This is a genomic window from Segetibacter aerophilus, from assembly GCF_007991655.1.
Classification (GTDB): Bacteria; Bacteroidota; Bacteroidia; order Chitinophagales; family Chitinophagaceae; genus Segetibacter; species Segetibacter aerophilus.
Genome location: NZ_BJYT01000013.1, coordinates 54603 through 75982, shown reverse-complemented (window position 1 = coordinate 75982; position 21380 = coordinate 54603). Strand labels below are relative to the sequence as shown.

The following is a 21380-nucleotide window of genomic DNA, read 5'->3' as shown; positions in this document are numbered from 1 at the left end:
TCTCAAGTTTATTACTGCAAAAGTACAGCAGGGATTTACTACGGTAGAGCTACCGTTTAAGCTTAATAAGAAAAGTTGTACCGACACCAGGTTCGCTTTCAATCGCGATTGAGCCTCCGGTAGATTCTATCTGAGATTTGATTATAAAAAGCCCGAGGCCTTTGCCTTCAACTTTGTCATCAAACCGTTGGTAGAGGCCAAAGACTCTTCCCTTATGCCTGTTCAAATCTATCCCTATGCCGTTGTCAGTAAACTTTATACAGACGTAATTATTATCCTCCTCTTTGCTCTCGACCTGTATTACCAGGTTTCGATGTGGAGAATGATATTTAACGGCATTTGAAATGAGGTTGATGAAAATACTTTCGAGAAATACTTTTTTTAGTTTTACTGAGGGTGATTTAAAATCAGCAATAACTTTTCCGCCGATTTCATTGATGGCGCCAGTGTAAGTTTTAAGTACATGATTAAAAGTCTCTTCGAGATTTAGGTCAGCAGGATCAGGATTTACATTATTCTTAATTATAAGAATCTGCGTCAAATCTTCGATAGTAGTGTGTAGTTGATGGGAAGTAGATTTCAACATCTCTACCAGTCGACGATTGTGCTCATCTTTTTGGTCTAAATCAAAGAGGTTTAAGATGCCTTGGATATTTGATAAAGGCGACCTCAAATTGTGAGATGTGATATAGGAAAATTGTTTGAGGTCAGCGTTAATTGCAATGAGTTCCTTCATTATAACGTCTCGTTCAGTCTCCTCTTCTTTTCGTTTTGTGATTTCGTTTACGACGCCATCTACCCTTACCAACAAACTATCTTTGAAGAACGGAATCAATGTTAATTCAATCCATTTCAGCGTTCCATCTTTATGTATGATCCTGTACTGGGTATATACTTCTTCTTTGTTTTTTAAACGTTCATTGTCTCTTTGTACTACAATTCTGTCTTCCTCAAAAATCACTTCATACCAAAGTCTCCTATTCTTAAAAAACTCTTCAATCTTATAACCGTAAATTTTTTCACAGCCTTGAGATAGATAGGTGTAGCTGTCGGTGATTAAGTCGCGTGAAAAGAAACCGTGGTTTACGCTATTCAAAATTCTGCCGAGCTCGGCGTGTGCCCGCTCTAATTCTTCGGCCTCATTTCTTAACCCGGTGTTTATTTCGTTTGTTGAATAAGTATTGTGAGATAGAGGGAGATTGCAAGATGTGATCTTATTCTCAAATTCATCGTAAGTATCGCTTACATCTTGTAAGAACTGGTCCCAATTCCCATTCTCGATTTGTAATGTTTTGGAGTATTTCTGTACCTGTTCCTTCAAACGTTCATTCCACATTCTTAGCTATGTTAGGAGTAATATTAAAGTTTTTTTATAAACCTTACTGCTTATAGAAGTACAAATTAAGCACTATAGTTCCAAAATATCTAGTTCAGTCAGTTATGTTTTGTAGCACCTAAGAACTTATGGAGGAAGATTAAATAGGAAGAAAATTGAAGTAGTAGCCAGCGAGATTTAAGCGCAAGTTCGGACTAACGCTTCCTGTTGGATTTGTAGTAAAAGAATTAGTTGAGGTTTTTATTTGCCTCTAGAGAGTTTAGACCGCGTAGGCCTTGAAAAAGATCTATCACCGATGAACTATTGATCATCGATGATAGATTAGGGCAGCTTGGAAAAGGCAATTGTTAAGGCAACGGCAATTACCTGGGAGCAAGTGATACTGTGAAATAGGTATACTGCTATAAGATCAATTTTCTGATGCAGCGAAGTTCTTTTTCTCTTGCAGGTTCTCTATTACGGCGATCCCTTTTGGTAGAATTTTAGCCCTTATTTCTTCGGTATTACCAAAATTTTCTACGCTATAATAATCCTCATCGATTTGATAAACCTCCCTGTCCGTACATATCAGTGCATCATTGCGCAAGTTGTAGATGTACCTATAAGTGTCCTTCTTTGATTCGAGGTTAAGTTCTTGTTCATCCAGTCTATAAAATTTATTATCATCCTTAAATTGGTAAAGAAATTTGATAATGTTAAAATGCGAATGATTCGTAAAGTCTGCTTTCACTTTGTTCCTTTTTAAAATTAAATAACGAATTAATGATGCCTTAAGTTTTATTTAAGTTGCATGTATTCAGTGTTGACGCTTGTTTGAATTAATTTATCTTTCTCAAGCTGCAATACTCTTCATTCGGCATAATCAATATTTATTCCACGCCGCTGATTCCTCATTTCTTGTAATTCTTTAGTGGAGTAAGTAGTCCTGTTGTAGGAACGGTATTTATAGTTTATTACATCAAAAAGGCACTCTCTCACGGCTTACTCTTGTATCACTTTCGCTACCGGCTAATTATTTTATTTCCTCGTTATCAGCAAATTACCAAGGCCTTCAGTGCACTCCCTCGCGGCATCGGAACTTAGTAGATTTTTCTAAAAAAACCGTGTGAATACTGGTTGCCAAAAAGGGACGTTATTCTTTCTTTTTTATCATTTAAAAATTCGTCGCACGCCAGTTTCACCCCCGGATTGGCGTCGAAGCCCTTATCATTAATTGAGCTATCATGATAATCCATCAATATGCATATTGCTCCACTACTCATTCTTGGATAAATATGGTCGAGACAATCCAGCACGACTTCTTTATGCTTTAACGGGTCTCCTGCAAAGCCACAATCAATATGGGCGAAGGAAATAACTGGCGGTAAATCTCCTGGTATAGTTACATTAAAATATCCCGCGTGAATAATAGGTTCTTTTAACTCCGCTGCTTTAAAGTTCTCCTTTAATACCTCGAGAACACTACCCTCGATTGTAAACTTCGACGAGAAACTGTCGTACAAATGCAGTTGTTTAGTGGACTGCATCATCTCGATCGTCTTCTGAAACAGCATTGCGCAGTGCCCAGTAAAGCAACCTAATTCGACTACATCTCCTTCTATTTTATTTGCAATTATATTTTCCAGGAGAAGGAAGAAGTTGATGCGCTGTTCTATTGTGTTCATGTCCTCAACGGGGTTGGGAAGCGGATTAAGCTGGTAATTAAACCTTGAACCGCGTAAAGCCTTATTTACAAAACTTGCAAGCGGACGGTCCTGCTTTAGCGCAAAGGGTTTTTCATGAATGAAGAAATTATGAAGTGGTAAGTTAGGCTCAGGTATCATAAGTTTTGAAGCAGGCTTCTGTTTAGTTGCATTGACTGTTCTTGTAACAGATGAAATACTATCACTAAAAGTTGTAACTAATCGATGGAAAGCTTCTATTTAATGCTTTTTGGGTAAACGTGCCTGATACAACCAAAGTAAGCAAGCTTGAAGTAGTAGAATTGTTTCGAAATTAAATAGGGTACCAAGGCTTATGTGAGTGACTTCAATATCAGGACAACAATGTTTGTTCACTATACTTTAAAGGCCAGGTTATAGTGCCGATGCTTTGTTCAGTCGAAAGGACGAATGCGCTCAACCAACTGAACTGCGTCTAGGTTTAGTTGCAGTGTTCAAAAACCTGAATAACGGACTTGCCAGCGGAAACCGGGCGAGTTAGTTAATTGATTTCTCCGCAGTTCTTAACCCTTGTCTTACTTAGCGGTCTTGTAATGCTGTTTTCTTTGAAGAAAAAAGGTTGAGTCGATTGCTGCTGCTTGTAATGGTTCAGGAACTTGCTACCTGGTTATTTGATTTTTGTTCACCGACAATACGAGACAATCAATAATATTATAATGTCTATCATTTGGAAGGGATGCCTATAAAGCTTCGATTTGTCTTTCCTGAAGTAATAACAACATAGCCTACATTTGACCAGTACAAATTTTGTAAACATGAAACTTGCACTATTTATTGTATTAGTCGTTCTTCAGACAGGAGCATTTGCACAGGGCAAAAAAGAGACAGTAGCAAAAGAACAGCTTACCATTGGCAAGAATGAAAACGTCTGGATGCTTACTTACTTCGTCAACGTTATCCAACCCGTATTGAAATTGATTCAAAAGGAAATACAGTTGAAGTACCCTTGCCTAACCCCATGCAGGTAGAAAAGTTGCACATCGCTTTATCAACAGATGGACGTCATTGGACTCCCTTAAATAACAACGAGCCGGTCTGGGAGCAACAGATGCGAGATCCCTTTGTTCGTCGCGGACCGGATGGTTTGTGGCGGATATTGGCAACAGGTGGGGGAAGAGTTGCCGACCGTGAAAAAGTAGGGCCGGGCTGTCTCTACGCAACTTCTAAAGATCTGCTTCGCTGGCAGGTTGAAGCGCCTCTGCGGTTGATGAAAGACGTACGAAATGACTTCGGTGCTTTAGCTAGAAATATTTGGGCTCCTGAGTGGTTTTATGATGATAAAACAGGAGAGTACATTTTATTCTGGTCATCATCGTTCAGAGATGCGGGGTGGAAAGAGAGCAGGCTTTGGTACTCAAAAACGCGTGATTGGAAAACTTTTACACCTGCAAAAATGTTTTTCAATCCTCCTTATTCCGTTATTGACGGGACTTTATTGGAACGTGGCGGAACTTATTATTTGTATCATAAAGAGGAAGAATTTGGGGTAAAAACGGGCGAAAGGAGAGCTATTCGCGTTGCCACATCTAAGAACCTCGAGGGGCCATACAGCATAGTTCAAGGACATTTAAACAATGGCCAGATTGTTCCGGTAATTACTGAAGGGCCTACTGTAATGAAAGACCCTGTAAAGCCCGGTTGGTTATTGTTATATGATTATTGTATGACGAATCGTTTCGGTGCTTCTTACTCGCCGGACCTCATTCATTGGGCAGTTGAAAACGACGTTAATTTTCCCTCTGAAGCCAGACATGGTACAGTTTCTCGATTGACCGCAGCAGAAGCTAAGACATTAATTGAGAGTTATTCAAAATAGAAATTAAGCTATTGACTTTTTAGCTCTTCCAATAATCATAGGCAAATGGCTCATGCGTCATTGTAATTGAAGATAGAAGCACCGAACCGTAAGATTATGACGCTTGCCTTGAAACAAAGTCTGTAAGCACAACTTCTGTGACTCCGTCATGTCTGGCAACTTTCATTTTGGTAGGGAAGTAACCTGTTGTCTGAAACTTAGTAGGCTGTGGGATGGACCTCTCAAAAGTGGTCGTAGCTTTTAGAAAATCGAGAGTAATCATCGGTTCGTAAAAAATTACCTTCCCGTTATAAGTACCATAGATAAAAGTTTGAGTAAAGGGTTGAGGATTAGTTGGACTGACTTCGGGGGAAGTAGCATCTATCCAATGGGCACCCATCATCGGAACACCGCCGCCCGGATTAATATAGGTTGGAGGCAGGTAAGCAGCATTAGGTGAATTTTTGAACTTAACAGAATCTGCAGTATAAACAGGAATGGCCATCCTTTCTGCTTCACCAATCATATAAAAATGAAAATCAAAATGAGGTTTGCCGTAGATAAAAAGAGGATCGTGGCCATTTGGATTCCAGTCGAGCCCGGCATGCATAAAAGGTAGCTTAGAAGCACGACTGTCGAACTGTAAAGAGTTTTCGAGTCCGGCAGCAGTTCCACCGACGGGTAGACTATTTAATGCCGCATCGTCTATAACAAATCCTGATGAAATGGGGTTTCCGTCTGCATCTAACTGTACCCTCGTCCATGCTTTTCCACCATACAAAGTAGCTTTTGGTCCATCAAATGTTCCACCTTGAGCGTCCTCTTTATCGCAGGACGATAGCACAACCGTAATGACAAATAGAGCAACAATAAAGTTTTTCATTTTTATAAAATTTCAATGTTATAATATTTCAACAATAGTATATATAAAAAGCCTAACATGCAATAAGTGGATGCGGAAAGGCTAGCTTACTTTGAACTTTTTTTGGCAAGTTTTAGAGGAATACTTAATAGTTATTGGCTGACTTATTTGGGTCATTATCGAGTGGGGAGCAGGCCAAAGAATAAAAGTGGGAATTGGTTAGTAGGAGGGACGGGCTTTCCAATCATTTAATTTGGAAAAGCGTATAAGTCCTTTGAGGGACGAGAAAAAACAAATTGTCTTTGTAATACCCCATATAAGCATTATAAAAAGAACTCCAAAGAGGTAGACCAGGTAAACAGGCGAAGCTTTAATCATAAAACAGATATTCTGCCGTAAGATCATAACTTTCTGCTGTTCATTTTAATATATGAAAAGTTTTAATTGACTTTTAATGGCGACTTCTCAATTACGAAGGGCTTTTTAATTTTAATTTATTATTCTTAATTCCGCATCTGTCGGTCTTCCTCTTTTCTGATGAAAGAAAACGACCTATGAATGTTCCCCAGTTTGAAATGCTGTTTTTATTATCAGCATTTCAGCCTCAAGCAATAGAATAAGTTTTACATTGCTTGTCAAATTAGCCCTTAAAATGTTTAAAGCCTGCTTATGAAGAAAACATTGCTTTCCATCTTATTGCTTTCCACCATTTTGCCTTTCGCGGTAAGCGCACAAAGCGGTAACACGTTACAACGCAGCACGCCAGAGGCAGAAGGTATGTCTGCATCTGCAATCAGTGCGTTCCTGGATTCCATTGCAACAAGTAAGCATGAGTTTCACAGTTTTATGTTGATTCGTCATGGTAAGGTGATTGCGGAAGGTTGGTGGAATCCTTATCGTCGTGACTTACGTCATTCGTTGTACTCATTAAGCAAAAGCTTCACTGCTACAGCAGTTGGCTTTGCCCGGGCTGAAGGAAAGCTTTCACTAACAGATAAAGTGGTCTCTTTTTTTCCAACTCAAATGCCCGATACTACCAGCGAGTACCTGAAACAACTCACTTTGAAGGATCTGCTCACGATGTCAGTAGGGCAGGAGCCTGATCCTACCGGTATTGTTGTACAGGACACTAATTGGGTGAAGAGATTCTTGACTATCCCTATAAAGTACCAGCCTGGTAGCAAGTTCCTATACAATTCAACTGCTACCTATATGCTTTCCGCCATTGTATCCAAGGTAACGGGTCAAACGGTGCTTGACTATCTGCAACCAAGGCTTTTTGAACCATTAGGTATAGCAAAGCCCGACTGGGAAGAAAGTCCGCAACAAGTTAACACGGGCGGGTGGGGACTTCGATTGAGAACAGAAGACATTGCAAAGTTTGCACAGCTATTTCTGCAAAAAGGAAATTGGAACGGCAAGCAAGTACTTCCGCAGGGGTGGGTAGAGGAAGCAAGTACTGCTCACATTATTCAACATCCTGACTACCCGCAAGAGAAACGAGAGGCGAGTGATTGGGAGCAAGGTTATGGTTACCAAATGTGGCGATGTCGAAACAATGCCTATCGTGGCGACGGTGCATTTGGCCAATATGCGATCATTATTCCTGACCAGGATGTCGTCATCGCCATTACATCCGAGACAACAGATATGCAGGGTGAATTGAACCTGATTTGGAAAATCTTGTTGCCGGTGATGCAAAAAGGTACACTTCCTGCAAACGCAGCAGCAGATGCAGAATTGAATAAAAAGTTGGCTGCACTGGCTCTGCCGGTAAAGAAAGATGTAATAGCTCCGTCGCTTACCGAAGGGAAGACTTTTTCAATAGAGCCAAATGCTCAAAACATAAAATCTCTTCAATTCAAATTTCAGAACAAGGTTTGTGAGGTGATAGTGAAACGGGATAACGAGGTTTACCCTATCAGCTTTGCTGCAAATACCTGGCAACAAGGTGAGACGAAACTAAAAGGCCCGTACTTGGTGAGCGGTGCAAGAAATAGCCTGGCGGGCTTACCTCCTTTTAAAGTTGCAGGCGAGTACACCTGGATTGACGCAAATACCCTTGAACTTGTTCTACGGTACATAGAAAGTCCGCATACTCAGACCATGCTGTGCCACTTTTCCGGTGATAATATAACAGTTGATTTAAAGCGTAGTTTCAATACCAACGCGCCTGACGCAGTTTTAACCTTAAAAGGAAAACGGCAATAGAATCATCAAAAGCTGCAAATGAAAATTGGCAATCAACAGGGACAACGAAAAGACATGCAATGATTTCTTTTAGTTGGAATGGAGATGATGCGCATCAACTATTATCATTAAAAATGTGTATCCGGTAGAACTTACTTTAAGCGATTATCCTCTAATTTTTACAGATTGATAAACCTTAAGCTTTTATTCAAAACACATAATACATAGTCAAGTGCCGTTGAGTCATTGGCAGCTTTTTTAGTTTAATAATTTAAAAAGATGTAAGCCTTTAGCTTCAAAAAAAGGGTATATATTTCCTTCAAATTCCATTCACATTCTCAAACATACTTTTAGTATACCAAGCTGCTTTTAATGAGGGTTAAATTATTGTATTCTACATCACTGTTGTATTTCCTTCTCTTTTCAACAACAGTGCAGTCACAATTACGCAAACTATATCTGCATCCTAAAACAGTCGCAAGAGAAAAGCAAACAAAATTTGTTGACTCATTAAGATTTATTCCGCTGGAAATAAAGGAGGATATCGAGATAAGTAATAATTACAATATCGAAGTGACAGGAAATTATATACTGTTGATCGATTACATGAATAAACGGCTACTTGTGTATTTGAAGAATGGGAAGTTTTTGAAGCAGATAGCTTATAACAAGCTAGGTGACAGTTTTTATCCTAACTACCAGGAGGTAACTAACCAGGTTACTTTCTTTGGAAATAATAAGAACTATTCGCTTACGCCAAAAGACTTGGTAAAGATCAAATTAGATTGGAACAATCCACGTAACAAAAAGTATTTTAAGAAGTACACGCTTAATCTAAATGATCCTTTACTCACTATTAAAAAAGGTGTTCCTGCTGAAAAAGACATTGTACAGGTCCGCCACTTTTATGATGATTATTATGTGCAAAGCCAAATTACTGTAAGCCCTCTTTTTGCCGACAGCGTGGATTATGAATTTAAGGTGTACAAAAGCAACCAACTGGTTAAAACCTTTTTTCCGTACAACCGCATCAATGAGCCAAGGTTTTTATATACCCAGGAGAATGTTAGTTTTAATAAAACAGATACGGCCAACATTCATATTCTTACCCGGCCTTTTTACGATACTATCTACAAAATGAAAGGAGATAGCCTCTTTGCTGCTTACCAGCTGGTGCTACCTTTAGAAAACACGTTACCTCCTTCATTTTACAACAAGCCTTTTAAAAATAAAACAGAGCGGGAAAATTTTTATAGAAACAATGGCTGGATGCTGCAGCAGATTTATAGCTTTTATGAAACTCCCCGGTTCATCTATTTTATGGTCAGATACCTCTCCAACTTTGATTCTTACATCTATGAAAAACAAACCGACGTTACTTACAAAACCAGGAACGTTAAGGCGGATAGCAGTCAGTATAATTTGCAGCTATTTCCGACGTTTGGTTTGATGAGGGAGCGGGATAAATTCTACAAATCTCAAAAGGCCAGTGACCTACTCGATTTTTTTGATAAGAACAAAAATGTCGCAGTACCCAAAGAACTCGAAGAATTTATAAACAGCAAACCACCGGCTAATACACCTGTAATCGTAGAATTTAAATTTAAAAACTAACCTGTGAAGCACACCCTCTTTATTTGTTTACTGCTTTTTTGGTGCACCAGAGCTTTGTGTCAAACAGGTGTATTAATAGGTTCGGTTCAAGACGCCAAAAGTAAAACGCCATTAGAGCTGGCAACGGTAAGCATACTAGGTCAGGATTCAACTCTTATCACTTACAAGCTATCCGACAAAGATGGAAGGTTTTTATTGGAGAAACTCCCGGTGAAAAAAAGGCTTATTGTGAGTGTTACTTATACCGGGTATCTCGGTCACTATGCAGCTATACAATTAGAGCCGGGAAAGCGTGACACTCTCAATGTTTTGTTGGCTTTTAATAATAAGGATACAAATGCTGTAGTTGTTACCACCACTGTTCCTATTCGTATGAATGGTGATACTTTGGAGATTAATCCGGGAGCTTTTAAATTGAAGCAAGATGCAGTAGTAGAGGAAGTCTTAAACCAGGTATCTGGAATTACCATTTGGTCTGATGGTAGCATAACAGTGAACGGTAAAAAGGTTTCCAATTTATTAGTAGATGGAAAACCTTTTCTTGGGTCAACTGATACACGTGTTGCCACTCAAAACCTTCCTAAATCAGCTATCGATAAAATTCAACTCTACCAGGAATATGATAGAAGTAATATAAGCCAGGTAGCGCAGCCACAGGATTCGCTGCTGACTATGAACATTAAATTAAAGGAAAGCAGTAAAAAAGGTTTCTTTGGCAAAGCCGGCGCAGGTTATGGCACAACGGACCGCGCCGAAGCCGATCTTTCGTTGCAGGTATACAATAAAACAAGCAGTGGCGGTATCGGTGGAGGTTTCAATAATATTAATAAGAATATTGGGAATCTGCAGGAGATGCTGCAGAACAATACTTACAGAAATTACAATCCCAACTTATACAATGTAGGTAGGTTCGGCGCCAGTGGTATCAATAAGAATTACTCTATCGGAGGTTTGTTTACCCACAGTTTTATTGAGACAGCTAACAGCAGGCAAAACAACCGTGTCGCCATTACCTATAACAAATCTGGAACGGACACTTATACTACTGACGTGAATTTGCAAAATAGAACTACAATTAATAATCCGCAGTTCATCCGCGATGATGGTGTTCAAAATAACAAGGGCGACAGGCACGATGTTACAATTAACTATGTAAAAACTAACAGTTACAATGATAACCTCAATGTAAATGGAGCAATAAATACGAGTAATGACAAGGGCAATTCAACGAGGTTTACGGAAGTAAGAGACAGTGCGAACCGTTTGCAGAGTACGAATAGTTCGGTATCACTGCAACAGCGGCAAACGCATAACGAGTCGCTAAACCTAAATTTTGCCAAATCAGACCGTGAAGACCCTATAAAAGGCTTTACTGTTCAATTTGATGCAAGACAGGGAAAATCGGTATCAGACAGAGATGTAAAGAGTGTATTTCAATCATTTGTTGACGCAAACAAAAACACGTCCTATAACCGGCATTACACTACAGATAACAATTCAAAAAACATAGGAGGATCAATTGATTATCTAGGCTTCAAAAGGCTGTTGTTGGGGAGGTATAATTTGTTCGGGATAAATTTGAATTTTACACAAAGGCTAAATTATAACAGCCAGTCGGACGATAACCAGGTAACGGACTTCGACAGTACTGTTAAACGCTATATTATCAACAGTAGAATTTCAAACGTAAACAAAAGGGAACTCTTTGAATACACTCCTTCATTGTCACTGTCAAAGAATTTTAATAAATACAGCGACGTCTACTATAGAAGTGTAAATATTCAATTAAGATTGATAGACGAGTTTAAAACGGATAATAACTCTTCAACGATAGTTCAACGCAACCTTGACCGTTCGTTCCAGTTCTTCCGATACGAGGGAAACATAAACTACAATTATACTAAGCAGAGAAAGTACTATTATTATGTATCAGCGGGGTATTCCAAGAACTTTCAGTATGCTCCAGTCGATCAGCTCTATACTGTTGTAGATGATATAAATGTCTATGATACGCGGGTTGGTAATGCCTTCTTACAAAACAGGATTAATCACACTTTTAGCCTAAACAGTAATTTTAATACACAAAAGCCTGAAGCAATATATTCCGTTAACGGCAGTGTTGGAGGTTCATATACCCGGTCTTTAAATCCTGTAGTAGATAGTACTATTAATGATCCGTCTGGCAGAAGAATTAGTTATCATACGAATGCAGATAAGAGCAGCAATCTGAACCTAAATTACAATTTTAACATTTCGAGAAAAGTAAAGAAAAACAATTTGCAGTTGATGTACGACGGCAGGTTTAACACCTACAGTTCTCCCAATTATATTGATAGGGTTTATAACATTAGCGAAACGCGTAGTCTATACAACAATTTAACCTTCCAGTTTTCGCTCAGTTCACTGCTAGTGTTGACTATTGGCGAAAGCTTTCAGTACTACAATACAAGGCAAACAGCTGCGGGACTTACTTCGTTTAAAAATTCAAATAATACTACCAGGTTAGGCGCTGTTCTCAATTACCCGAAGAATTTTACTTTCAGCAGTACGCTCGATCGTGTTGGTAATTCAAACTTAGATAAGCCGACTAATCTTTGGAATGCATTTGCGTCGTACCGGTTCATGAAGCAGCAGGGTGAATTGAAATTCTCCGCCATGGACATTTTAAAGCAGTACAGAAACATCACCAACAGTGTCAGTTCTTATGGTACTACAACTAGGATTACCAACGGGCTGCAGCAGTATTTCCTACTAACTTTTTCTTATTACCCAAGAAAGTTCGGTAAAACTTAGACGAAGCAATATGGTTAGAGATCTGGTTTGACAGTGAGTGTTCGAAGTACTTCAACAGTACGTAAGAGAGAAGCTCAGAGTTTATTGTGAGGCATGTCCTTTCCCCTTCATTTCCTAGCAGGCGACAAGCGTTCTATTCTCCACATTTTTGATGTAAATTAAAGCTTGATCGCCCAACTGTTTCAAGACAAAACTTAAAGACGTGGTTGAACAACAACTAGTAAAACATGGGTAAACTCTTTATAGCTGCAGCCTTCTGTTTCATTTTTTGTATCCTTAACTGCCAGGGACAAAAGCTTTTCGGATATGTTTTGGAACAGAACAGTAATAACAAACCAGTTCCAGGGGTTATGGTCAAATCAGGGTTTGCCAACCAGACAGCAACAACTGACAATGGAAGTTTTACCCTCACGTTTCAAAACGGAAAACCAGGTTATAATACGGTGCTGGTTTTGGAGAAAGAACAATGGGTAATAACGGAGAAAAACAGGCTGGAGGTAAACTTGCCCCTTGATCCTTTCAACCATCCACATACAATTATCATGTGCCGGGCAGATGTTTGGGCAAAGCAAAACCAGGACAACTTTAAACTGTTAAACAAGATCTTACGCGAGGCCCTACAGAAGAAAAAAGCGGAATTAAATAAACAAAGCAAAGACTTTCAGAAAATAACAGACTCCCTCGACGACCAATTTGTTCGATCAAAGAGGAATCTTTACGAGCTCGCTGAAACTTTAAGCAGGGTAAATCTCGACCAGGTATCAGAAACAGAAAAAGCTGCTTATGCATACTTTGCTCAAGGCAAAATAGAGGAATCGATTCTGCTACGCGAGACGTTGCAAAGCGAAAAAAATTTGCTGTTAGCCAACGAGAGATTAAAGCAGTTAAATAAGAATGGACAAGATCAGGACTCTGCGTCGCGGCTTATTTATAACACTATAGACCTTCATAGACGAAATCTAAAAGAAGAAATAAATCTTTCAAAGCTTCGCTTTGATTGGAAAACCGCCGAGCGGAAGTTGAAGTTTTTGGCCGAAAATGATAGCTCGGATTACGAAAACGAACTGCACTATGGCGAATTTTTACAAGGCCAGAACGATTTCGACAAAGCCCACGTAATCTTAAAAAAGGCATTAACCACCTACACAAGATTAAAGCAAGCAAACCCCGGTGCATTTAGTTCAAACCTTGCAAGAGCTCAGTATGATTTAGGACTTGTCTTGAAAAGCAAGTATCAATATAAGGCATCGGAGGAGGCCTTGAAAGAAGCCTATAACCTCTATAAGCAACTTTCTAACAGCAACCCTGTTTCCTACTCTAAAGGTGCATGCGAAGCGCTAATTGGGTTATCACAACTTTACGTAGATAAACATCTTTATAAAGAGGCAGAAAGTGAATTGAGGCAGGCGCTGGCTACTTACAAATCGGTTGAACAAACGAGCCCGAAATTATATGAAGCGGGGGTCGCAGAGGTTCAAAACAATTTAGGGGTGTTTTATCTTAAAAGAGAAAATTATAAGTCGGCAGAAACTACATTTAAACAGGCCCTCGAGCTTCGAAAAAATCTGAACGAAACGGACCCTCTATCAAACGAAATTGAAATAGCAGAAATTGAAAATAACCTGGGGCAGTTGTACTTAAACCAGAAAAAGTATGACGGTGCCAAGGTCGCACTGGAAAATGCGTTGGCTGTTTACAGGAAGTTTCAACAAACTTCTCCTACAGTATTCGATCCTTATGTTGCTAGTGTTTTAACCAATTTAGGAGGCCTATACACGGCCCGTAGTGACTTGGGAACTTATGCTGTAGAAAAACATGACAGTACTGCTGCACGTAATTATCTTGGTAAAGCAATGGAGATAGCAAAGAGTCTTGCCACTCGTGCTCCCGGTGTTTACGAACCTGTATTAGCAGAGACATACAATCAAATGGGAGTGTTTTTTAGAGAAGCAAATGACAGAGATTCGGCTGAGGCATTCTTTACAGAGACGCTATTGATTTTTGAGAAATTTTCGAAACTTGTACCAGAAATGTTCGAACTGCCACTGGCGGGGGTACAACATAGATTGGGGCAACTCTACCCAACAAGGAATTCAGCTTCAGCCAGACTATTATTTAACAGTGCCCTTGCTATTTATCAACGTTGGTCTTTGACTAATAAAGAAAATTTAGAAGAAGAGATAGCAAGTTGTAGATATGATATTGCCGCCAATGACTATCACTCACGTGTATTTTACTCAAAGCAGGAAAATGAAAATAGTATAAGAAAATCTTTGAGTCAGTTTCAGGAGTTATTAGAAACGTACAATAGTTTAGAAGCAAAGAATCCCGGCAAGTACATCGAAGACGTAAAGTCGTTGAGAAATTTTATAGGAAGCATAAACAACGAATTGAAGCGCACTCAAGCAATTGATCCGTCTATTTACCGTTCAAAGACAGACAAAGAAAGAGTTGAAGATGAGTTAAATGGTCTCGTTGCCGACATCGAGTCTGCTAATACAACTTACAATAAACTTATCCTGCACCAATTGCTGGTTCAAAAGAAGAGAGATTATATTAAGAGCGGAAAATTTTCGGACATCCTTTCTTATGGCCACGATCTTAATGGTCTATCCTGGTACTTATTATTAAATAGAAGATATGCGGAGGCAGAGCAAGCTGCCCGCGAAGCATTAACCCCGTGGTTTACAAAAACAGGCTTGTACGATAAAGAGATGGAGTATGTAAATGCGAACCTTGCAGTGGCACTGTTGCTCCAGAATAAATTTGAAGAAGCAAAGAAGGTGTATCTATCGTTGAAGGGTAAATCGTATGATGATAGAAGCTACGTAAGCATGTTCCTCGACGACTTTGCGCAACTGGAAAAAGCTGACATTACCCATCCAGACTTTAATAAAATAAAAGGTCTTCTCGTCGACTAGAATTATGATGACTTATGGTAGAAAATCACACAGCAAAAGACATTTTTATATCACACAAAAGCGCGGATGCTGAACTCGCAAAAGCACTTAGCCACTACCTAACATCAAAGGGTCTATCAGTGTTTCTATCCTCAGAAACATTACCACAGCTTGGAAGCAGCGACTATCGAAAGGCTATTGACAAAGCCCTAGATGAATGCAAACATATGATTGTAGTAAGCTCTAAAGTAGAGTATCTAAGTTCACCATGGCTTGAAGCTGAATGGGGATTTTTTATAAGCGAAAAAAGGGCGGGACGAAAACACGGAAATATTCTTACCGTTGTCACAGACGATATCGAGATAAAAGACCTTCCTGCTAGTTTGCGTTATTTCGAGGTCATTTTCTATAAAGGCGAAAATTTCGAACGCGTTGCGGCTTATGTTGGCAAGGACTACCAGGATCCTGTTTATAAGCGAAAACGGGAAGGGCTCCTGAAATCGAAATGGCTGATGCCGGGCATTTCGCTACTGGTGCTTTTAGCCGTGCTATCATACTATTTAAATGAAAAAAACAAGCCTTTTGATGCCACCGTTTTCGTAAGGCCGGATGCTGCATTAAAACTTCATCCCAATTACCCTGCATTTGAAGGTGGGGATATCAGCTTTTTTATTGGCAACAAAGAAGATAAGAAAAGCATCCTGCCTAATCAGTCTATAACCTTTCAGCAAATTCCTATTTCATTTAGCGGAAAAAAAATTGGTGCAGAGCTCAACGCAAGGAATTGGAAGCTCAAGACTGACTCAGTTATTTTAAATAAGAGTGAGACATATATTTCAATTGTACCAGATGGTACCTTAGCATCAGTGTATGGAAATATAAGGGATGGTAAAGGCAATGGAATTGAAGGGTGCTCAATTGCAATAGATGGCGATACAATTATCCGGAGTAATGCTGGCGGAATTTTTAAAGTAAATCTGCCGTACCAAATGCAAAAAGATCAATACATTTTATCGGTAACCAAAAAAGGTTTCTATTCTCAAAAGCTTGACTACTTTCCTGGCTCAGGCAGCGTTGACATTATTTTAAAAAAGGATCATTCATAAGATCAGTCGTCTAAATGCTTTTTATAATTTCCAGATGTCTCATTCGTTATGCGATCGTGGGACCAGTCTCCACCTTATACCTGTTAGTAAAATGTTTATTTGGGGATACGAATTGGACTCGTATCCACATAAATAACTAGCACCTTCCGTAGTCAAAAACTTTTTGCCTTTCAACGCATCTTTTTTTGCTATAGCCCGTCTTAAGTATATATACTATTAAACCCGTAAAATTACGGTTAGCTAAACCGGTGATCATCTCTAGTTTAAAGCTTCTTTACCTGGTATATTTTATCCTCTTATTCTACAACTAAAGCCTCAGTTAGTACCTGTTGTAATAGACCAATCCATCATTCTGAAGAATTAAAAAACATGCACTATTAACATTTTTAATAATTGCATCGGTTCTGTCTTTTTTAGATTTTTTGATTGTTAACCAACAACAACTACTTAAGGTGCGAAAAAAAATTTTGAGCATTACGGGCAATAAGCCTATGAATTATCTTTTGAAAACGACCCTATCAGAAAGTTATAGCCTGATACCTGCAGATGATATTGCCGCCGGTATTACTAAACTGAAAACGATTGGGAATATCGATCTTCTTATCGTAGATGCAGACTTTGAGACACAGGAAAGTGTTGACTTAATACAATTCTTAAGCAACAGTTCTCTTTATTCAAAACCCGTTATTCTGCTTCTGACCGATCAGAAAATAATAAAGAAGTTTGACCAGGATATCCTTCCTCATTACTTTCTCAAGCCATTTGATCCGGTCAAATTGATTGCAGCCGCAAATAAAATCTTACAACAACAGGCACTTACTTATGTAGCGTAACTAAGTGTATAACATTTTAATTCAATAGCAAGGAATTATGAATTTAGAAAGTGAACTAATACCGAGGGAAAATTTTAAGAGACAATGGTTCCGGACTTCAGATTTTTTCGACAGGCCTGAAACTAAACTTCCTATTTTTTTTATTGAAAGTTCAAACGCTTCTTTCTCTAACAACTACATTGGTAAACGATATGTTGCAGGAGATTTTACTGAAGCAAAAAAACAGGTTCTTGCAATTGCCAGCCACACATATAGAGTGGTGGTTATTGACATTGCTTTGGCAGTGGCCACCCTCGAAAGGTTCACATCCAGCATCAAAGAAAAAACTAACACTATTATTATTTACAACTCACGGAAGCTGACTAAGAACGAAGCCAAGTTTTTGAAGGCTTTCGAACTGGTGGACGAAGTAGTAGACATCGAATCAGAAGACCTTGATTTGGTAGTAAAGAACGCTATAGAGGGAAAGAATACAAGCAATCGTAAGCGGCTATACTATAACTCAAAAGAGTTACGTGTACACGGTAAAATGAAAGCCCGGGATTTTTCTTTTTTCTTAAAAAAGGTGTTTGACATGTCCGTCGGAGCTGTGCTCATTTTACTGTTGTTACCTCTATTAATCTTAATATCCATCGCTATACGACTCGATTCAAAAGGGCCAATCTTTTATAGCTCTTTGCGCGCAGGAAGAGGCTATAAAATTTTTAAGTTTTATAAGTTTAGAACGATGATAAAGGACGCAGATAAAAAGATTAGTGAGCTAGCTCATCTTAACCAATATGATTTAACCAAAGATGGCCCCCTGTTTTTTAAACTTAATGATGATCCCCGCGTAACACGTGTCGGCAAATTTTTACGTAACAGTAGTCTTGATGAATTGCCTCAACTTTTCAATATTTTGTTAGGTGACATGTCCCTGGTCGGCAACCGACCTCTTCCATTGTACGAGGCCGCTACGTTAACTACCAACGATTTTGTAGAACGATTTTCAGCCCCGGCGGGGATGACCGGTTTTTGGCAAATCAAAAAAAGAGGAAAAGCTGAAATGTCCGTCAAAGAGCGAGTAGATCTTGACATTGTGTATGCAAGAAGAGCAAGCCCTATTTTCGATCTATATATCATGGCCAACACTCCGGCAGCTTTGTTCCAAAAAAGTCAAGTATAAATTTGTAGTCGCCCTTTAGACAAAGATGTATTCATCAAAGAGTATATGAGCACTTTATTCATACCGCCCGGTATAAGAAACATTTGGAAAAATGTTTCCGCAGCAGACAGAATTGAAATAATAAAAACAAATAATCAGCGCTTAAAAAAAAGTGGCGTCTGTGATGTTTCTATTATTATTCCCGCATTTAACGAGGAAAAAAACATTCTTAAAACGTTACATTCTTTAGCTGTAAATACAACTGCGAAATCGGTTGAAATTATCGTTGTCAACAATAATTCTTCAGATAACACAGAAGAACTGGTGCGGCCAACCAGTGTAAAATGCATCTTAGAAAAAAAGCAGGGAATAACGGCTGCAAGAAATGCCGGCTTACAAGTAGCGGCAGGCAAATACATTCTAAACGCTGATGCTGATACCATTTATCCATATAACTGGATTGATGCAATGGTTGCGCCATTAGAAAAAGACACTGCAATTTCGCTGACTTATGGGCGTTTCTGTTTTATACCTACGGGAGGCACTTCACGTTTCACCTACTTTCTTTATGAGTCTGCGACAAACCTGTTGAGGCGTTACAATCGGCATTTTAAAGAAGAAGCGGTAAATGTTTACGGTTTTAATTCTTGCTTTAGAAGAGAGCATGGCCTGGCAGTAGAAGGATTTAATCATCCTGTTGGTAGCAACGAAGACGGTTGGTTGGCTTTGAAATTAAGAGACAAAGGCTTTGGGAAATTGCGAAACGTTACTACATCTGGCGCTCTTGTTTGGACAACTGACAGACGCATACAAATGGAAGGAGGTTTTCTAAAGGGCTTGAATAAGCGAATTGCAAAAACACTATTTCCTCAAAGATTTACTGAAGTTAGAACGGACTTGTAATCTTTAAACTTTACTTTCTCCTGGCTTTATCCCATGCTGCACTTTGTTTGTTTGAAGCGAATCTGACCATTCCAGCGAGTACAGCATAATTCATCATGCAAAAATAAAACGGGATAAAAACAGCCTTTATCTTAATCTCCTTCCTTTCAAACAACCAGCCTATTAGTGCCGCAGTGTATATAAAGAACTGGCCTAAAAATAGAAAGCTGTACAGGTAATCTGGGGAAGAGAAAAGAATAGCAATATTTAGTAAGAAGGCAAGTATCATACAGAATGGAGTAATGGTCCATCGTAACACCCTATGGCTGATGTACTGAAATGACAGCACCGGAAATTTAAAGGGATTTAATAAGGCACGCAAGCGAAGTATCGATTGTATTCCACCAGCTGCAATACGTACTTTTCTTTTTAGCTCTTCAAACGTGTTTTCAGATGAAGTCTCAAGCGCAAAAGCATCAGGTTCGTAAATGATGCGATAATGCCTGGCTGCAATTTGTAGTGAGATCATAAAATCATCTAAAATCGTGTCGGCAGGAACGGGTTCATATAAACTTGTACGAATGCTAAAAAGTTCTCCGGCGGCACCTACCACTGAATAGAGCTGTGAATCCAACCTTTTTAATGCCGATTCGTATTTCCAGTAAAATCCTTCTCCTGCAGTGGCGTCAGAAACATTTGTTATTTCAACCCGCTTTTCACCGGAGACAGCACCGACTCTTTCGTCTTCGTAATGCCGTGTGATATTTATAAGAGCCTCCTTATTTAGAAAAGTATTTGCATCAGTAAAAATGGTAACCTCCGATGTTACTTCTTTCATCGCCCGATGTACTGCGTTTATTTTACCACTTCTCCCAGGTAAGTGCATGAGTTTTATACGTGGGTATTTTGCTACTGTATCTGGAGTACTGTCGGTAGAACCATCGGTTATAAAAATATATTCAATTTTATCTGCAGGATAAGTTAACGCGAGAGTATTACTTATCTTTTCGTCAATAATATTTGCTTCATTGTATGCAGCAACTATTAATGTAACCGAAGGAAGATTCTCGAGATTGTTATGTACAGGCCTTTTGCCTTTTATGGCTTGCCTGATTTTTACAAGTATAAAAAGTACAAAACCATAACCGAGATAAGTATAGAAAATTATAAAGACACTGATCCAAAAAGTAACTATCATAGAATTGCGCTGACAGAAAAAAGAATATTTCTATGATAAAACGCTCAACCTATTTCTATTATTTTAAGAGGGGAAATATAAGCGCTTACTATTTACGCTATTTGTAAAATTCCAGTAAATGGCTTTAAACAAGATGGAGATGAAACTAAATTGTTTGTTCCTCAAATAAGTGATCATGTTTCTTGTAGATACAATGCTAAGAAAGTAAATCATGAACATACAATAGGTAAAAGCGGGTGCATGCGAACGAATGAAAAGAATTCTGTTTCGGTTCATGTAATATTCTTTCAAAGCAGAATTCTTGCCAACAGATCGTGACTCTTTGTGAAATATAATGGCATTGGTATTAATCCAGATGTCGAAGCCTTTCTGTTTTATTCTCTCGCTCCAGTCTAACTCTTCGTAGTACAAAAAATAGTTTTCTGCCATTAAACCAGCTTTATCAATGGCCGTCCGCCTGATCATCATTGCTGCTCCGTGTGCATAAGCTGTTTCTCCCACCACATCATTGTATTGGCCCATATTTTTTTCGTCAATACCAATAGTTTGATTTCTTCCTGTGAGGTAATTCATTTTTGTAAAACCTGCATATTGAAATACTTCCGGTGCGTCAAAAAATAAAATAGCTGGAGAAATAGCACCGACATTTGAGTTTTGATCAAGGGTATTCGCAAGGAGACCGACAAGATCATCAGTAACTTCTGTATCGTTGTTAATAAGAAATAAATACCCGCCCGTTGAAGCCTTAATTCCGAGATTATTGCCGCCTGCAAAACCAATATTTGTTTCCGATCTTATAAACTTCACTGTCGGGTAAGTGATTATCCAGGCAGGAACAGGATCAACTTTGCTACCGTTATCTACAACAATAATCTCTATATCAGAATACCTGTTTTTATCAAAAATTGATTGCAGAAGTTCTTCTGTAACCGGGGCATTATTGTAGTTGACCGTTATTATAGACACTAATTGCATAGAACCAAATTCTGTCCGCGAACTATTAATA

16 protein-coding genes are annotated in these 21380 nt (G+C 38.9%); 10 read left to right on the top strand and 6 right to left on the bottom strand.

The window, feature by feature from the left end; genetic code table 11:
- Window positions 1-49: 49 nt before the first annotated feature.
- From SAE01_RS16605 to SAE01_RS16595, 3 genes are all read right to left on the bottom strand, one after another.
- Window positions 50-1336, bottom strand: a complete 1287-nt coding sequence (locus tag SAE01_RS16605) for a sensor histidine kinase (RefSeq protein WP_147204921.1) — start codon at window positions 1334-1336, stop codon at window positions 50-52.
- A 409-nt stretch (window positions 1337-1745) separates the two neighbouring features.
- Window positions 1746-2066 carry a hypothetical protein gene (locus tag SAE01_RS16600; RefSeq protein WP_147204920.1) on the bottom strand — a complete coding sequence of 107 codons (321 nt, stop codon included), beginning with the start codon at window positions 2064-2066 and terminating at the stop codon, window positions 1746-1748.
- Window positions 2067-2415: 349 nt separating this feature from the next.
- Window positions 2416-3159 (bottom strand): TylF/MycF/NovP-related O-methyltransferase, encoded by a 744-nt coding sequence (locus SAE01_RS16595; protein ID WP_147204919.1) that lies wholly within the window; start codon window positions 3157-3159, stop codon window positions 2416-2418.
- A gap of 653 nt (window positions 3160-3812) precedes the next feature.
- Between SAE01_RS16595 and SAE01_RS16590 the strand changes: the two genes are divergently transcribed.
- Window positions 3813-4025: a hypothetical protein gene (locus SAE01_RS16590; RefSeq protein WP_147204918.1), complete on the top strand. Its 213-nt coding sequence runs from the start codon at window positions 3813-3815 to the stop codon at window positions 4023-4025.
- Window positions 4016-4873 carry a glycoside hydrolase family 43 protein gene (locus SAE01_RS16585; protein WP_147204917.1) on the top strand — a complete coding sequence of 286 codons (858 nt, stop codon included), beginning with the start codon at window positions 4016-4018 and terminating at the stop codon, window positions 4871-4873. Before SAE01_RS16590 ends, SAE01_RS16585 begins: the two co-directional genes overlap by 10 nt.
- A 94-nt stretch (window positions 4874-4967) precedes the next feature.
- Here SAE01_RS16585 and SAE01_RS16580 read toward each other — a convergent pair whose 3' ends face one another.
- A complete protein-coding gene (locus tag SAE01_RS16580) occupies window positions 4968-5735 on the bottom strand; it encodes a DUF5602 domain-containing protein (protein WP_147204916.1) in 768 nt (255 codons plus the stop codon).
- 648 nt (window positions 5736-6383) lie between these two features.
- Between SAE01_RS16580 and SAE01_RS16575 the strand changes: the two genes are divergently transcribed.
- From SAE01_RS16575 to SAE01_RS16540, 8 genes are all read left to right on the top strand, one after another.
- The gene (locus tag SAE01_RS16575) at window positions 6384-7925 is read left to right on the top strand and encodes a serine hydrolase domain-containing protein (protein ID WP_147204915.1); all 1542 of its coding nucleotides are present in this window, start codon (window positions 6384-6386) and stop codon (window positions 7923-7925) included.
- A 351-nt stretch (window positions 7926-8276) separates the two neighbouring features.
- Complete coding sequence (locus tag SAE01_RS16570; RefSeq protein ID WP_147204914.1) at window positions 8277-9518, top strand: 6-bladed beta-propeller; 1242 nt, start codon at window positions 8277-8279, stop codon at window positions 9516-9518.
- A gap of 3 nt (window positions 9519-9521) precedes the next feature.
- Entirely contained in the window at window positions 9522-12311 is a 2790-nt protein-coding gene (locus tag SAE01_RS16565) for a TonB-dependent receptor (protein WP_147204913.1), read from the top strand.
- Window positions 12312-12538: 227 nt separating this feature from the next.
- Entirely contained in the window at window positions 12539-15232 is a 2694-nt protein-coding gene (locus tag SAE01_RS16560) for a tetratricopeptide repeat protein (RefSeq protein WP_147204912.1), read from the top strand.
- Window positions 15233-15246: 14 nt separating this feature from the next.
- Window positions 15247-16317 carry a toll/interleukin-1 receptor domain-containing protein gene (locus tag SAE01_RS16555; protein WP_147204911.1) on the top strand — a complete coding sequence of 357 codons (1071 nt, stop codon included), beginning with the start codon at window positions 15247-15249 and terminating at the stop codon, window positions 16315-16317.
- Between the two features lie 452 nt (window positions 16318-16769).
- Complete coding sequence (locus SAE01_RS16550) at window positions 16770-17150, top strand: response regulator (RefSeq protein WP_147204910.1); 381 nt, start codon at window positions 16770-16772, stop codon at window positions 17148-17150.
- Between the two features lie 37 nt (window positions 17151-17187).
- Entirely contained in the window at window positions 17188-18315 is a 1128-nt protein-coding gene (locus SAE01_RS16545) for a sugar transferase (RefSeq protein WP_147204909.1), read from the top strand.
- Window positions 18316-18360: 45 nt separating this feature from the next.
- Window positions 18361-19197, top strand: a complete 837-nt coding sequence (locus tag SAE01_RS16540; protein WP_147204908.1) for a glycosyltransferase family 2 protein — start codon at window positions 18361-18363, stop codon at window positions 19195-19197.
- A 10-nt stretch (window positions 19198-19207) separates the two neighbouring features.
- On the opposite strand, the gene SAE01_RS16535 is transcribed toward SAE01_RS16540, so the two are convergent.
- Window positions 19208-20374 (bottom strand): glycosyltransferase family 2 protein, encoded by a 1167-nt coding sequence (locus SAE01_RS16535; protein WP_147204907.1) that lies wholly within the window; start codon window positions 20372-20374, stop codon window positions 19208-19210.
- 63 nt (window positions 20375-20437) lie between these two features.
- The gene (locus SAE01_RS16530; protein ID WP_147204906.1) at window positions 20438-21349 is read right to left on the bottom strand and encodes a glycosyltransferase family 2 protein; all 912 of its coding nucleotides are present in this window, start codon (window positions 21347-21349) and stop codon (window positions 20438-20440) included.
- Window positions 21350-21380: the final 31 nt, after the last annotated feature.